This is a genomic window from Pseudomonas sp. CYM-20-01 (assembly GCF_023169845.1).
GTDB lineage: Bacteria > Pseudomonadota > Gammaproteobacteria > Pseudomonadales > Pseudomonadaceae > Aquipseudomonas > Aquipseudomonas azotoformans.
Genome location: NZ_AP025169.1, coordinates 2882543 through 2896191 on the forward strand (window position 1 = coordinate 2882543; position 13649 = coordinate 2896191).

Annotated in this window: 7 protein-coding genes and 3 pseudogenes; 7 read left to right on the plus strand and 3 right to left on the minus strand. The window is 53.7% G+C overall.

What is annotated here, in order from left to right:
• The first annotated feature begins 1 nt into the window (after position 1).
• Entirely contained in the window at positions 2–1279 is a 1278-nt protein-coding gene (locus tag M2497_RS13150) for a DUF2254 domain-containing protein (protein WP_248487878.1), read from the plus strand.
• 3 nt (positions 1280–1282) lie between these two features.
• Here the strand turns inward: M2497_RS13150 and M2497_RS13155 are convergent, their stop codons facing one another.
• Positions 1283–2605 carry a chloride channel protein gene (locus M2497_RS13155; protein ID WP_122757361.1) on the minus strand — a complete coding sequence of 441 codons (1323 nt, stop codon included), beginning with the start codon at positions 2603–2605 and terminating at the stop codon, positions 1283–1285.
• Between the two features lie 467 nt (positions 2606–3072).
• On the opposite strand from M2497_RS13155, the gene M2497_RS13160 reads away from it, so the two are divergent.
• The 3 genes and pseudogenes from M2497_RS13160 (at position 3073) to M2497_RS13175 (ending at position 6376) form a co-directional block, all read left to right on the plus strand.
• Positions 3073–4560 (plus strand): SulP family inorganic anion transporter, encoded by a 1488-nt coding sequence (locus tag M2497_RS13160; protein ID WP_122757363.1) that lies wholly within the window; start codon positions 3073–3075, stop codon positions 4558–4560.
• A 53-nt stretch (positions 4561–4613) separates the two neighbouring features.
• Positions 4614–4775 (plus strand): annotated as a pseudogene (locus M2497_RS13165) (universal stress protein); the annotation flags it as partial.
• A gap of 539 nt (positions 4776–5314) precedes the next feature.
• A complete protein-coding gene (locus tag M2497_RS13175; RefSeq protein ID WP_236295262.1) occupies positions 5315–6376 on the plus strand; it encodes a GGDEF domain-containing protein in 1062 nt (353 codons plus the stop codon).
• Between the two features lie 407 nt (positions 6377–6783).
• Here the strand turns inward: M2497_RS13175 and M2497_RS13180 are convergent.
• A pseudogene (locus M2497_RS13180) lies at positions 6784–7221 on the minus strand (transposase); the annotation flags it as partial.
• A gap of 294 nt (positions 7222–7515) precedes the next feature.
• Between M2497_RS13180 and M2497_RS13185 the strand changes: the two are divergent.
• The 3 genes and pseudogenes from M2497_RS13185 to M2497_RS13195 all read left to right on the plus strand — a co-directional run.
• Entirely contained in the window at positions 7516–9540 is a 2025-nt protein-coding gene (locus M2497_RS13185) for a methyl-accepting chemotaxis protein (RefSeq protein ID WP_248487879.1), read from the plus strand.
• A 188-nt stretch (positions 9541–9728) separates the two neighbouring features.
• On the plus strand, positions 9729–10091 hold the full coding sequence (locus M2497_RS13190) for a histone-like nucleoid-structuring protein, MvaT/MvaU family (RefSeq protein WP_248487880.1): 363 nt from the start codon (positions 9729–9731) through the stop codon (positions 10089–10091).
• A gap of 213 nt (positions 10092–10304) precedes the next feature.
• Positions 10305–10925, plus strand: a pseudogene (locus tag M2497_RS13195) (GGDEF domain-containing protein); the annotation flags it as partial.
• A 642-nt stretch (positions 10926–11567) separates the two neighbouring features.
• Here M2497_RS13195 and M2497_RS13200 read toward each other — a convergent pair.
• Positions 11568–13628: a TonB-dependent receptor gene (locus M2497_RS13200; RefSeq protein WP_348984779.1), complete on the minus strand. Its 2061-nt coding sequence runs from the start codon at positions 13626–13628 to the stop codon at positions 11568–11570.
• Positions 13629–13649 lie beyond the last annotated feature (21 nt).

Below are 13649 nucleotides of genomic sequence, written 5' to 3' on the forward strand. Positions count from 1 at the left end.
CATGATTGCTCGTTGGCGTTGGGTAACGAATCAACTTACCAAACGGTTGTGGTTCAGAGCCTCCCTGTTCTCCCTTTTAGGGGTGGCTACGGCTCTGCTCGCTGTTGTATTCAAAGACTTCATTCCGGAGTCATTGCCAGCGCGCGTCGGCGCAGATGCCGTAGACAAAATTCTGGGGATCATTGCCTCCAGCATGCTGGCCGTCACAACCTTCTCGTTGAGCACGATGGTCACCGCTTATGGGGCCGCGAGCAGCGGAGTGACACCGCGCGCCACCACCTTGGTAATGGAAGACACCACGACCCAAAATGCCCTTGCCACGTTTATAGGCTCATTCCTGTTTAGCCTGGTGGGGATCATCGCGTTGAGCACGGGTGCTTATGGCACGCAAGGTCGGGTGTTGCTGTTCGCAGTAACGATAATTGTGGTCATCCTGATCGTTTACACCCTCCTGCGCTGGATCGATCACCTGTCAAAGCTCGGAAGGGTTGGGGAAACCATCGACCGCGTCGAGAAGGCTGCGATAGAGGCAATCACTCAACGAGTTCAGTGGCCTTACTTGGGCGGTTCAGCTTACCCGACAGACCTGTCGCTACCTCTCGGCGCAATAACCGTCAAAAGTGAGCTGACAGGTTACGTGCAACATATTGATGTAAGTGCACTCGGAGCTTTCGCGCAGGACGATCAAGTAAAGATTTATCTGGAGGTGCTTCCGGGGACATTTGTGCACGAGGGAATGCCACTCCTTCACATTGTGAGCTTGGGCAACACGATGGCCGGTGATACCGATACTGCAAGAGAGAGGATTCTTGCAACCCTAACCATCGGCGTCCGTCGAACCTTTGAAAATGATCCACGCTTCGGACTTTGTGTGCTCTCGGAAATCGCTTCTCGCGCCTTATCGCCTGCGGTGAACGACCCAGGAACAGCCATCGATGTCATTGGCCGGGGAGTGAGGACTTTAACTCGCTGGGGCAAGCCTCACGTCTCCGGCTCGCAAACAGACCAAGGGTGTAAACAGGTCTTTGTCCGAAGATTGACGGTTGATGATCTGTTCGATGATTTTTTTGCCCCGATCAGCAGGGACGGTGCAGCTTTGCTGGAAGTTAACGTACGCCTGTTGAAAGCCCTCATCAGTCTCGCTGAAATAAACCCAGCGATTTTTAAAGGTGCATGCGACAGGCACGTGGATCTTCTAATCGCTCGTGCGGAGACCACGCTAGCGCTGCAGCATGAGAAGGATCAACTGAGCTCGCTGGCTAGAACGATGACACGATAAGGCCTATCGAGCTGGGTTCTTTGGCGCAGCGGCAGGTTCTGCACTCTCGAGAAAGCCTCGCGCCAATTGCTGATACAACTCAGGGCCCATTCTTGAACTGACAGCCTTGGCAATCAAAGCGACGGCCATGAGACTGATCACCATACTGTGGCTATCAATCATCTCCATCACAATGATTGCTGAGGTGATTGGCGACTGAGTAACGGCAGCCAGAAATCCGACCATGCAGAGTGCAATAGTGGGCTGCGCGGCCAGATGGAATAGCTCTGCGGTATTGGCGCCGACTGCGGCCCCTACAGCGAGCGAGGGGGCGAAAATACCTCCTGGAATACCGGAAAAATACGTCACTACGGTCGCCAAGAAGCGAGTAATGGGGGCGTGCCATGGCAGGGCTACATCAGATGCGATGACCTGAGAGGTAATGCCGTACCCACTACCGAACGACATTCCGCCACTCAACCAACCCAATATTGCGACGACCAATCCACAGATTCCGGCAAACCACACTGGGTGCAGGCGCCTCCATTGCCAGATCATGAAATGTGGATGCCGTTGTGGCCATAACAACATCCGGCTAAACGAACCACCCAACAGGCCACATCCAATGGCTATCACTAATGCCGGGATGACTATGTCCAGGTTGATGTCCTGAATGCCGAAATGACCGAAGTAGTTGTAGTTTCCCTGCAGCGCAATCGCGACCATCCCGGAAAGGATGATGGTACTGAGAAGAACGCCACTGGTACGGGTTTCCAGCTTGCGTCCCAGTTCTTCTACCGCGAATGCAATCCCTGCCAAGGGCGTATTGAATGCAGCTGCAATACCCGCCGCACCTCCCGCCAGGATGAGATCCTCGCTGCGTACGATTCGTGCATTGGGCAGGAATCGGTGAAAGAAGTGCATGATGGACGCGGCAACCTGAACTGAGGGGCCTTCACGCCCCGCCGAAAAGCCACCCGTCAGCGCCAGAGTTCCAAGGCTTATCTTGGCGAAAGCAATGCGTAGTGAAACCAGTCGGTTAATGGGCTTACCTTGACGCGCAAGCCGTGTTGCCGCGATTACCTGAGGAATTCCGCTGCCTTGGGCGCCAATGAAAAAACGTGTTGTCACCCAGACTACGAGCATGCCGATCAGTGGGGTGTAAATAAGAGGAAGCCACGCTCTCTCAGCGGTCTGTTGAGCAAACTGCGCCAGGGCTACGTCGGCCAACCTTGCAAAAGCCACCACTAGCAGACCGGCAATGGTTGCCGCAATCCACAACGTGACCCTGGTGCGCCAGCGCATGGAGGCGAAGCCTCGGCGTAACAGCATTATCGGTTTGATCAATCCGGAACCCCCGTTCAAGTGGCCGTATTCAGGGCAAGACTATACAAATAACACGTTGGCTCCAAACGGCCTTGGAGCGCAGCGAGTGGGATAAGGAGGGGGCCGGCAGGTAGAGCGGAGTAGAAGAAGCGCCGTTGAAGGGCATCACTTAATGCGAAGCGCCGTCGGTCAGGTAACGGGTCGCAATCAAAATTAGCTTTAAGGTATTATCAGTGCCGCCTCCGCCTTGAGCTACAGGAACATCAGCATGACTGTACTCCAAACGATCTACTGGCAGCCTACGCCACCTTAGCGCTACGCCCCCTCGCAACACCTCGCACCCGCCTGTTTCGCCCGCGGTGCTTGCTGCTGTATGCCCGGTTCTTACACCCAAAGCACACAGTCAAATAATCCTCACAATTTGAATTCGTATCGATGCGCTCGCCATTTGTGTGGTGTGCGTGCGGTGCATTGCCTTGGATATTTCTATGCTGCAAAAAATTAATCAAACGTGGTTTTCTAACGTTCGCGGAGACGTGCTCGCAGGAGTCGTCGTCGCACTCGCGCTGATCCCGGAGGCCATCGCCTTTTCCATCATCGCCGGGGTAGATCCCAAAGTCGGTCTGTACGCCTCTTTCTGTATTTGTGCCGTCATCGCCTTTATCGGCGGGCGTCCCGGAATGATCTCGGCGGCGACAGGCGCCATGGCACTGCTGATGGTTACGCTGGTAAAAGAGCATGGACTTCAGTACCTCCTGGCCGCGACCCTACTATGTGGCGTACTTCAAATCCTTGCCGGCTACCTGAAGCTTGGCTCGTTGATGCGGTTTGTTTCACGGTCGGTAGTCACAGGTTTCGTAAACGCATTGGCGATCCTGATTTTCATGGCGCAGTTGCCGGAACTTACGAATGTCACCTGGCACGTATATGCCATGACCGCAGCGGGTCTCGGGATCATCTACCTGTTCCCATACGTACCGAAGATCGGCAAGCTGATTCCGTCACCGTTGGTGTGCATCCTGACCCTGACTGCCATCGCCATTTACCTTGGCTTGGATATCCGCACTGTAGGCGACATGGGCCAACTGCCGGATACGTTGCCGATTTTCCTTTGGCCCGAAGTGCCGCTGAACTTTGAAACCCTGCGCATCATTTTCCCTTACTCGGCTGCCTTGGCCGTAGTAGGTCTACTCGAGTCAATGATGACCGCGACTATCGTCGACGATCTGACCGATACCACCAGCAATAAAAACCGCGAGTGCAAAGGCCAGGGTGTGGCCAACATCGCTGCCGGCATGCTTGGCGGCATGGCAGGTTGCGCCATGATCGGCCAATCGATCATCAACGTGAAATCCGGTGGTCGTACCCGTCTATCAACATTGTGTGCCGGCATTTTCCTGCTGCTGATGGTGGTATTTCTTGGCGAGTGGCTCTCCAAAATCCCTATGGCGGCACTGGTAGCAGTGATGATTATGGTGTCCATCGGCACGTTTAGCTGGGATTCCTTGCGCAATCTGAAAGAGCATCCGCTGTCGACCAACCTTGTTATGGTGGCGACTGTCGTGGTCGTCGTTGCCACTCACAACCTAGCCTATGGCGTACTTGTAGGTGTGCTGCTGGCTTCGCTGTTTTTTGCCAATAAGGTCGGGCACTACCTAGATATCGAGAGCACACTGGAAGAGACGGAATCGCATCGGACTTACCGCGTCGTGGGCCAGGTGTTCTTTAGCTCTGCTGACAAGTTCACTGAAGTTTTTGACTTCAAGGAAGCTCTCAACAAAGTCACCATCGATCTGACACAGGCGCATTTCTGGGATATCACCGCCGTCGCAGCGCTGGATAAGGTCGTGATCAAGTTCCGCCGTGAAGGCGCGGAGGTTGAAGTGCTCGGTCTCAATGAAGCCAGCGCAACAATCGTTGACCGATTCGCTGTTCATGACAAACCCGGTGCCATCGACAAGCTCATAAGCCACTAAGGAGAACGACAATGACCCACGTAACGGCATGCATTGATAACTCATAATCCTCATTGGCGGTCTTCGATTACGTAGCATGGGCCTGGCTACGCCTCAGCGCTCCCCTGACCTTGCTGCATGTATTGGATGAGGAGAAATGCCCTGCATCTGCAGACCTGAGCGGCAATATCGGCCTTGGCAGTCAAGAGCATTTGCTGGAGGAGCTGGCTACATTATCTCAAAGATGTGCTGACACGTTGCCGACACAGAGAGCCAGTAAGATCGTGCAATTGCTACCGAATCAAAGGATGCCGGCCTGTTGAATAATGAATCGCCCCGAAGCATAAGCTAGGAGCGATTCACTACTACAGCTCTAGCCGGGCAGGCTCAGGTACAGCAAGGGGAGGGGCGGCCCTCGCCATCCAGCGGAGAAAGACCTGTTTGAACACACCCGCAATGTAAATAAATCCTACCGCTTCGGGATTCTTTTCTTTCACATCAACACTCAAGGGGGGGGCTAGCATTGGGGACAGTTGACTTTTCCAGGGCTACCTCACGGTTCCTAGGTCACAAAATAGAGCCTAGCGGACAGCTTTTACCTTATACCCAAATCAGGTCGATGTGATTCGGCGGCCCGCTTAATTCAGCGCGACCGAAAATCGACTCTCGACGGTAATAGATAGGTGGTTGGCGGAGTTGCCAATTTCAGTGTGGATAAGAGGTACACTGGTGGTAGCCAATTGCCACTACAGCTTGCATGACCGAAGGAAATACGATGCCCAACCGTATTGACCATAGCGAGAAACACAGACGCATGATGCTCAAGTCGCTGCTTTGGACAACTCTGTGCTTTGGTATCTTCTTCTCACTGTTCAACGCCAACCGTGGTTACTGGCTGCTGGCCGGGCTGGAACTAGCTTACGCGTTCATCTCGCTGTACATGCTGATGATCATTGACCGCACCAAACAACTACAAGCCCTGACCATCATTTATCTGCTGCCATTTTTCACTGTTATGATGTTCACGCTCGCCTCGCCAGAGACATCGGTAGGAATATTTGCCTGGATCCAGACCATACCGATAATTCTTTACCTGCTGCTTGGCTTACGTCTGGGGCTGATTGGTTCTCTGCTGTTCGTCAGTCTTGGCCTGTACATGATCACCAGGCACCATGCAGAAAAGAGTCCAGTGGACGATATTGGCTTCGTTCTCGACATTGGTCTAGCGACATTGGCAATCACCATTTTCTCGCACACTTATGAGCGTACCCGAGTTCTTACCGAACAGCGTCTGATAGAGCTAGTGACTACCGACCACTTAACCGGGTTGGCTAATCGCGCAAAGCTGGCCGAGGTATTTCAGCGTGAGTCAGAGTGGGCCCTACGCAATGGTTCGCCCCTAGCGCTGGTGTACCTGGATATAGATCACTTCAAGCAAATTAACGACCGTTTTGGCCATGACGCAGGTGACCAAGCGCTCTGCCATTTTGCCAGCGTACTAACGAAACGTCTGCGAGCCACCGATCTACTTTGTCGTCTGGGCGGAGAGGAGTTCGCCGCTCTGTTGCCGGGGGCCAGGGCGGAACAGGCCATGCTAATCGCAGAAACCTTGCGCGAGCACCTTGCCGCGACGCCCTTAGAGCTCATTGACCAGCAACTGAACATGACCCTGAGTGCGGGTGTCGCAGTTTTCGGTAGTAATTGCGAGCACCTTGACGATCTGTTAAAAGTTGCAGATGGTCGTGCATATGCAGCCAAGCGTGCGGGACGTAATCGAGTGGTCGGTATCGACCCCCCACCACAGATAGAAATACGCGCTAACGACAGTGCTTATTAGGGCTGTTCACGTTTCACATGGGCAGTCGTAGAGTTGAACAAGCAGGTTGCGAGGGTACTTTCGCAATTTCTGTTCAACGTGTCGAATCGCGACGTCACTTATAGTCACTGCTTGAGTCGCGCGAATGAGTGGTGTAAACGTTACCGTTCATCCTGTAACCGCCACACCACAAATGACAGGCGGGCGCTCACACGTCCCAGGCAAAGAGCGCTATCCTCGACTACATCACGCCAATTTTCTTGCTATATAGACCAGAGTTGGTGGTATCCCTACACAAAATCTCCATTCGTCGTATCAGTACGATTAAGTCATTTTCAAGACCCTGCGTATGCGTCCGTCCATCACGCCTAGCTTGATTAAACCGGTTGTCACTTATGCGGTAGCAACTGATCGATCAAACTCGCCCGCTACGTCGGCAGACGCGTGAGCACGTCCTTCAAATAAGCATAAACATCATGCCCATTCAGTCGCGCAGACTGGATCACAATCATGATCGCCGCCGCCGGTTTTCCGCTGCGCAGCGATCCGGCGAAGAGTCAGTTCTTGCGTCCAAGAGCCCATGGCCTGATTTGATTTCCACACCAATTGTTGTCTATGGGGACGACCCCGTCTTCCAGGTAGCGCGACAGCGCTGCCCAGCGCTTCAGGCTGTAATCCAGCACTCTACTGATGGCCGAACGTTCGGGCACCAGATCGCGCTGGGCGATCATTCAGGCATGCAGCCTATCCATCACCGGCACAGCTTTTTCCTGCCGTATTTGGCGTCGTAAATCCGGTTCCAGGTCGCGGACTTCGCTCTCGATTTCGTACAGCAACTGGATGTACCGCAAGGCCTGCTCGGCGATCCATTCGCCTAACTAAATTAGCGACTGCAGCGCTTCCCGATAAAGAGCCGTTTTGAAGCGTTGATGGCTCATCGACATCACCGCTCTCGAGGCGTTCCAAGGTTGTACAAAAATAAATATATGTACAACTTTTCATAAAGTTATCAATCTGAATGCCGACAGGATGACTGAAACGTTTAATTACATAAAACGTGATTAGCCGAATGAGCCAGACAGAGCCAGGCACTCGAGAAAATGGAGCGTTCTCAACAAAAACCAACTACAAACCGTCCCGTTCCGGGCTGTGAGAACTCTATGAATATCCTTGCTCCTGCCGTACACCTGGCTAACCGATTACGCTTCCCCACGAAATTTGGTGTGCTCGCAATCATTGTCTTCATCCCTCTGGTTCTACTCGGTACGCGCGTCATCCATCAGATAAACGAGAGCCTTGAGGTTATTCGCTCGGAACAATTGGGCCAGCGCTATCTGTTGGACGTCACACCTGTACTGCGCTTATCAATGTTGCAACGTGCGTTGACGAACCGCTTTCTCAGCGGTGATAGAACCGCTCAAGCCGATCTATCGGCCAACCAGATGAAGCTGGAGGACGCGTTTTCGAAACTGGCCGCAACCGACAGGCAATTCAACACGCAGCTGGAAACCGGTGATCGCGTGCAGCGTCTGTACACGGCGGCACAGCGGTTGATCGAGCAGGCAAAGGCCGATGCCAACCCAAACGAGATGTTCGACAACTGGAACGATCAACTCACCGAGACATTGAACTTCGTTTACTACGTCTCGGCCACGTCGGGCATGGTGTTGGATGAAGATTACGCATCGCTTTTCATGATCGACCAGAGCACCTTGAGGCTGCCACGGCAAATCAACATCGTCGGGCAATTGCGGGGGCTTGCCAGCGGACTGCATGACGGACAAAAGTTGAGTTCGGGTGCGCGCAGCGTTATTAAGTCGATGCTCAAAAATGAGTTACTCATCCACAAAGAACTTCAACAAAGCCTGGCCCTGTTGCGTCGCAGAGAACCTGCCCTCGCTGATAGTATTCAGGCACCGATCACCAGTGCTTTTGTGAGCCTGGACAGTTTCCGCGCCGACCTTGAAGTATTGATTGACGCACCAAGCGACACCATCACCGGCGTTCAGAATCTGCCAGCCAAAGGCAATGCGGTGGTGGCTGAGTTGTACAAGGCGCAAGACACGTTGCAAGAAGCACTACTGAATGCGCTTGAACGCCGTGTTCAGGAAAAAACTTCGGAACGCCTATTCATTCTCGGCATGTTTGTGGTTCTTGGCCTGTTGCTGGTGTATGTGTTCAGCGGCATTTACAGCGCCATGCGTCGCACTATCAACGATGTGTTGATTGCCACCCAACTCATTGCTCAGGGCGACCTGAGCGTGCGCATTCACGTGCGCGGTAAAGACGAAATGGCCGATGTGGGCAACGGCCTTAACCATATGGCGCAGGCGTTTAGCTCTTCGCTGGCTCAGGTCGAGCGCAGTTCACAATCGGTCTCCGATGCGGCGCAGCGCATTGGGGTGTCGATTGACACGGCTAAACGCGCGATGAGCGCACAGCAAAGCGAAACCGAACAAGTCGCTACGGCTATCAACGAGATGACCACCAGCGTTGCGGACGTGGCGCAAAACACCGAGGGCGCCGCCCACGCCGCAGAGCACGCCAGCCAGTCCTCCAACACCGGCCTGGCGAGGATGCAGGAAACCCGCGTGACTATTGAAGCCTTGGCCGATGAGGTGGATCGCAGTGCGCAAAAGGTTTCGGCGCTTGCGCAACACAGCCAGCAGATCGGCGGCGTTATTGAGGTGATCCGTAACATTGCTGATCAAACAAACCTGTTGGCGTTGAACGCGGCCATTGAGGCGGCCCGCGCCGGTGAGCAGGGTCGAGGATTCGCGGTGGTCGCCGACGAGGTCAGAACGCTGGCCTCGCGCACACAAAACTCCACTGAAGAGATCCGCCGGATTATCCAGGAGCTGCAACTGGCGACAGGCGACGCCGTCGAGCAAATGAAAGCGGGCAAGCTGCGCGCGCAGGAATGCATCGAGTCGGCTGATCAGGCCTCGACCAGCCTGGATGCAATCAATGACGGCGTTGAGCAAATCGTCGGCATGAACACCCAGATAGCCAGCGCGGCGGTTCAGCAGCATGCTGTCTCGGAGGATATCAATCGCAATGTGACCGAGATTCGTAACGGCAGTGTGGCGCTAATGGAAGGCATAGAGGACAACGCTTTGACTGCTGAGGAGCTGTCGCTGTTGGCAGGGGAACTGCGTACTGTCGTTTCGCGTTTCAAGCTCTAGCGCGAGAAATGGGGAGCCCAACTTGTTGGCTCCTCCAGCTTTTTCTTACGCGCCTACCGATAGCGAGTTGATTCAATCAGAAGCGAAGGACACCCAGCATTTTATAGGGTCTAAGAGTTGAGTCTTCTCCTTCATTCGAGTGTCTATTCTGATGTGACGTGACAATACTAATTGCTCAGGAAACTCCCATGTCCAAACTCGCAGAATTTCGTCAACTCGAAAAACACCTCGCCGAACAGCTCCAAGCGCTTGAGGCTCTCAAGGGTGACGCCGGCCTCAAGAAAGAAATCGAATTCGAAACGAAGCTGAGAGATTTGCTCGCAAAATACAGCTACAGCCTGAAGGACGTGATCAACCTGCTTGATCCACAAGCTGGTCGCCGCGCTCTAGTATCTGAGCCTAAAGCCACACGCAAGGCTCGCCAGGTGAAGGTTTATAAGAACCCACACACCGGTGAAATCATTGAAACGAAAGGCGGGAACCATCGCGGCCTGAAGGAATGGAAAACTCAGCATGGCGCAGCGACTGTCGAGTCCTGGCTAAGCAAGTGATTTGGGGTTGAGTACATAGGGGCCAGTGATGGCCCTTTTTTGGGCTTAACTTTTGGTTCGCCGGCAGCGCTCTCAGCATTACCGGACTTCCTCTCAGCAGCGCGCCCATTTTTTCTCCAGGTAAATGGAACCCCGCACGTAAGGTAGGTTTTACAAGAAGCTCACTCTTTCCATTGCTTCACCTATACGAACTGCTAGGTGGGTTGTGGAAATACCTTCACTGCGATGATGATCTCCCTGGGCTTGGTGCTCCTGGCTAAAGAGCGCAGCGAGGCTTTGCTTCAGCACATGGCGCTGCGAGATGTGCTGACCGGTATCCTAAATCGTCGAGCCATCCTTGATCAGTTTTCGACGGAGTTGGAGCGTGCGCGCCGAGACGGTTCGAGCCTGGCAGTTGCTATGGTCGATATCGATCACTTCAAACACATAAACGACAGGTATGGCCATCTGGCAGGAGACGAAGTTATTAGGCACTGTGCCAATCATCTAACCCTGCGCATTCGCCATTCCGACAGTATTGGTCGTTATGGAGGTGAGGAGTTTTTGATCTTGCTGCCGAGCACTAATACTGAAGGGGCCGTAGCTGTGCTAGATGAGCTCCGCGCTTCGTTGGCCGAATCGCCAGCTCAGTATGATAAGACAAAGATTTCGCTGCGCATCAGTATCGGTGTTTGCTGTGTGGTTCCCACTGAAGGAGACACCACAGCCAGCCTGCTTACCATCGCAGATTCGGCACTTTATGAAGCAAAGGGCTCCGGTCGGAATACTTTGCGGTTTGCAACGCCGCCGCCCCAACCGAGCGAAGCTCTGGGGTTTGCTGTCTCAGAGCGCTAAACGTAGAGTTTCGTAGGGTTCTATACGCAGCGTATCTACTCCAATCCCAAGGAATTTATGATTACGTTATTTTTGACGCGCGTGAGAGGCTTGGTGGAAAGGCGCTATGTGTAGGGCTTACGAGTACAGGCGAAGCCGTGCCAGATTAGACCAATCGATTCGATCTGGGGCCATCCTTGTTCTGGCCCGATTACCAACTACAGCTCGATAGCCTGGAAGCCTGCCTTGGCCTAGAGCGCTTCACACAGCTGAGAGAGCCATAGCAACTCCTCAATCAATGAGCACTCGGACTCACGAGCAGCTCGGTAGGCTCTGCCCGGCACACTCCAAATTGGCGTTTATTCTTGGCTCCTCAGGGGCAGGCCGGCTTACTCTCTAACCGGCTTCGTAGGGCTCTTTCGAAAACAGGCCCCCACCACAATTGGGCACGTGGTTCGCGATTTCATCCTCACGCCAGGCCATCATAGCTCCACTACCAACGCCGAGCGGATTGCGCTCAGGCCTCTTAAAAGTGCGCATCTTCGCAGAAGGGGCCGAATGCGCAGGAATGCGACGCTCTACCCGTAATGCTAAATGAGTCAAACATTCAAGAACCAAAAAGCCAGAGATACCTCTGACTTTGCTCTCTTTGATAACACAGTGTTAAAGCTTCATATTGAGCGATACATAAGCCGAACGGCCTGGTGCTGGTGAAAACATCGCCTGGTCGTCGCCTCCCCAGAAGAAGTTGTCGTACCAGACGTACTCATAGTCTCGGTCGGTCAGGTTCTTAACCTGAAGGTCGATACTGGTCGTTGCGCTCAAGCGATAGCTGACATTGGCATCTAGCACGGCGAAGCCACCATATTTCCCGGCTTCATTAGCCGTGTCGATGTAGTAATCACCTTGAGCTCGGGCCTGCATGCCGAAGCGCCAGTCATCGTTCATGCGATAATCGACGCCCAGATTGCTGATATATCTTGGCGTGGAGAAGACTTCCTTGCCCGCCAAGGATTTGCCGTTGGCATCAAAAGCTTTAACCACCTTGGCCTCTTGGATTGCATGCGAGCCCCATATCATCCATTGGTCATTAAGCTGGGTAGTGAACTGCATATCGACACCTCGACGACGAGTCTCTCCGAGTCCAACTGTCGTGCCTGTCGCTGGCATGTTCGACACTTCATCGGTTGCGTCTTGTTGCCATACTGCAACTCGCGTCTCTGTACCGGCGAATGGGCGGTATTTTATGCCTACTTCCTTACCGGTATTGATTGACGGATCGTAGTGGGAAGCCCCGTTAATTAGATAACCGGGATCGGCGTTGCCGGTGAGTATCTGGAAGGTGCGACCCCAGTTGGCATAGACGTCAATATCTTGATTGATGCTATAGACCACGCTGAGCTTGGGCTGCTCGATCCAACCGTAATCCTGCAGAGACCCCTTTGCAATTGAAGTGCCGTTGAACGCCTTGGTACTACCGCTGAACCTGTCCACACGCATCGCGGGGATAATCTTAAGGGAGTCGGTCGGCTGGATAATCGCTTGAACGTAGCCACCCACGTTATACAACGTGTAGTGATCGTCATTCTGAATGCGCGCTGGTGGCGCATCGAAATCGGTCGGCACCCCATACGCAAAACGTCTGCGTTCGTATGAGTTGTTCTGCTCCTCATAGTTTATGCCGCCATCGAGCGTGAGCCAGTCGTTGGCGCGCCAAGTCAGATTGTTCAGCATCCCAAGCTGTTGTTCGTCCCAGAATCGACGCTGGCGCGGAGCATTTCCAGGCTGATAACTGGTGAAGGTGATCGAGCGGTCATCGTTGTAGCTGTTGTAGTACAGCTTGCTGCTCAGGTTCAGATCGTCATTTGGCTGCCAGTCCATGTGCAGGCTCAAGTGCTTCATGTCGCGGTCACTACGGTCATTGTCGTTCTTTTCCGGCGAATCCTTACGGCTGGCGTGCAGCTCTTCGCGAGTGAGGAACCCACCTTCGTCAGCCTGATGGTGATAGAGGCGTGCGATGGCGCCGATCCGGAGGGTTTGATCGTCGTTGCTGAGAAACCACTTGCCACCCAAGGCATATTTATTCGAATTGCTATGATCGCGGGATCCGTCCGAATCCTGTTTGGCCATTAGGTAGTTCTGCGCGAAGTTGCCGTCTTCGTGGCCGATGGCTAGTTGTACTTCACGGGTATTAAAGCTGCCGTAGGTCAGGCGGCTATCGGTGTAGTTTCCGCCCTGGCGGGTGGCGTAATTTATATTGCCGCCAATGTTGTGCAAGCCGTAGCGCGGATCATTAGTCCCACGTACCACTTCGATATGGTCGATATCGAGTGGGAAGATCATGTCGACAAAGCGTTGGTTGCCGCTGTTGACGTTGCTCGGAATACCGTCGATCAGCACCTTGATGCCGTTGATGTAGCCCTCGCCATTGAACGCACGAAAAGTAGCTTTGCCGGACTCGGCGCCTTGGCCTGTCTCGGTCAGCTGGATACCGGGCATCTGTCCCAGCAACTGCCAGCTGTTCATTACGTTCTTGTCTTCTACCTGATCGCCGCCTAGGACATCGACAGAAGTAAGTATGTTCTCGGTGCGCAAAGCGGTACTTTCCTGCTGCGAAATGCGTACCTCTCCCAGAGTGATCGTTGAATTTCCAGACTCGGCGGCATGGAGGACGGCTGAGGCCAGCGCTGTTAGAACAGCGAATGAGGCCGGGGCGGATTTCATGGTATCTCCGAAACTACAGAT

Excerpts from the sequence above, each read along its gene's own strand:
- M2497_RS13150 (WP_248487878.1), top strand. The coding sequence starts at position 2 with ATGATTGCTCGTTGGCGTTGGGTAACGAATCAACTTACCAAACGGTTG.
- M2497_RS13160 (WP_122757363.1), top strand. The coding sequence starts at position 3,073 with ATGCTGCAAAAAATTAATCAAACGTGGTTTTCTAACGTTCGCGGAGAC.
- M2497_RS13175 (WP_236295262.1), top strand. The coding sequence starts at position 5,315 with ATGCCCAACCGTATTGACCATAGCGAGAAACACAGACGCATGATGCTC.
- M2497_RS13185 (WP_248487879.1), top strand. The coding sequence starts at position 7,516 with ATGAATATCCTTGCTCCTGCCGTACACCTGGCTAACCGATTACGCTTC.
- M2497_RS13190 (WP_248487880.1), top strand. The coding sequence starts at position 9,729 with ATGTCCAAACTCGCAGAATTTCGTCAACTCGAAAAACACCTCGCCGAA.
- M2497_RS13200 (WP_348984779.1), bottom strand. The coding sequence starts at position 13,628 with ATGAAATCCGCCCCGGCCTCATTCGCTGTTCTAACAGCGCTGGCCTCA.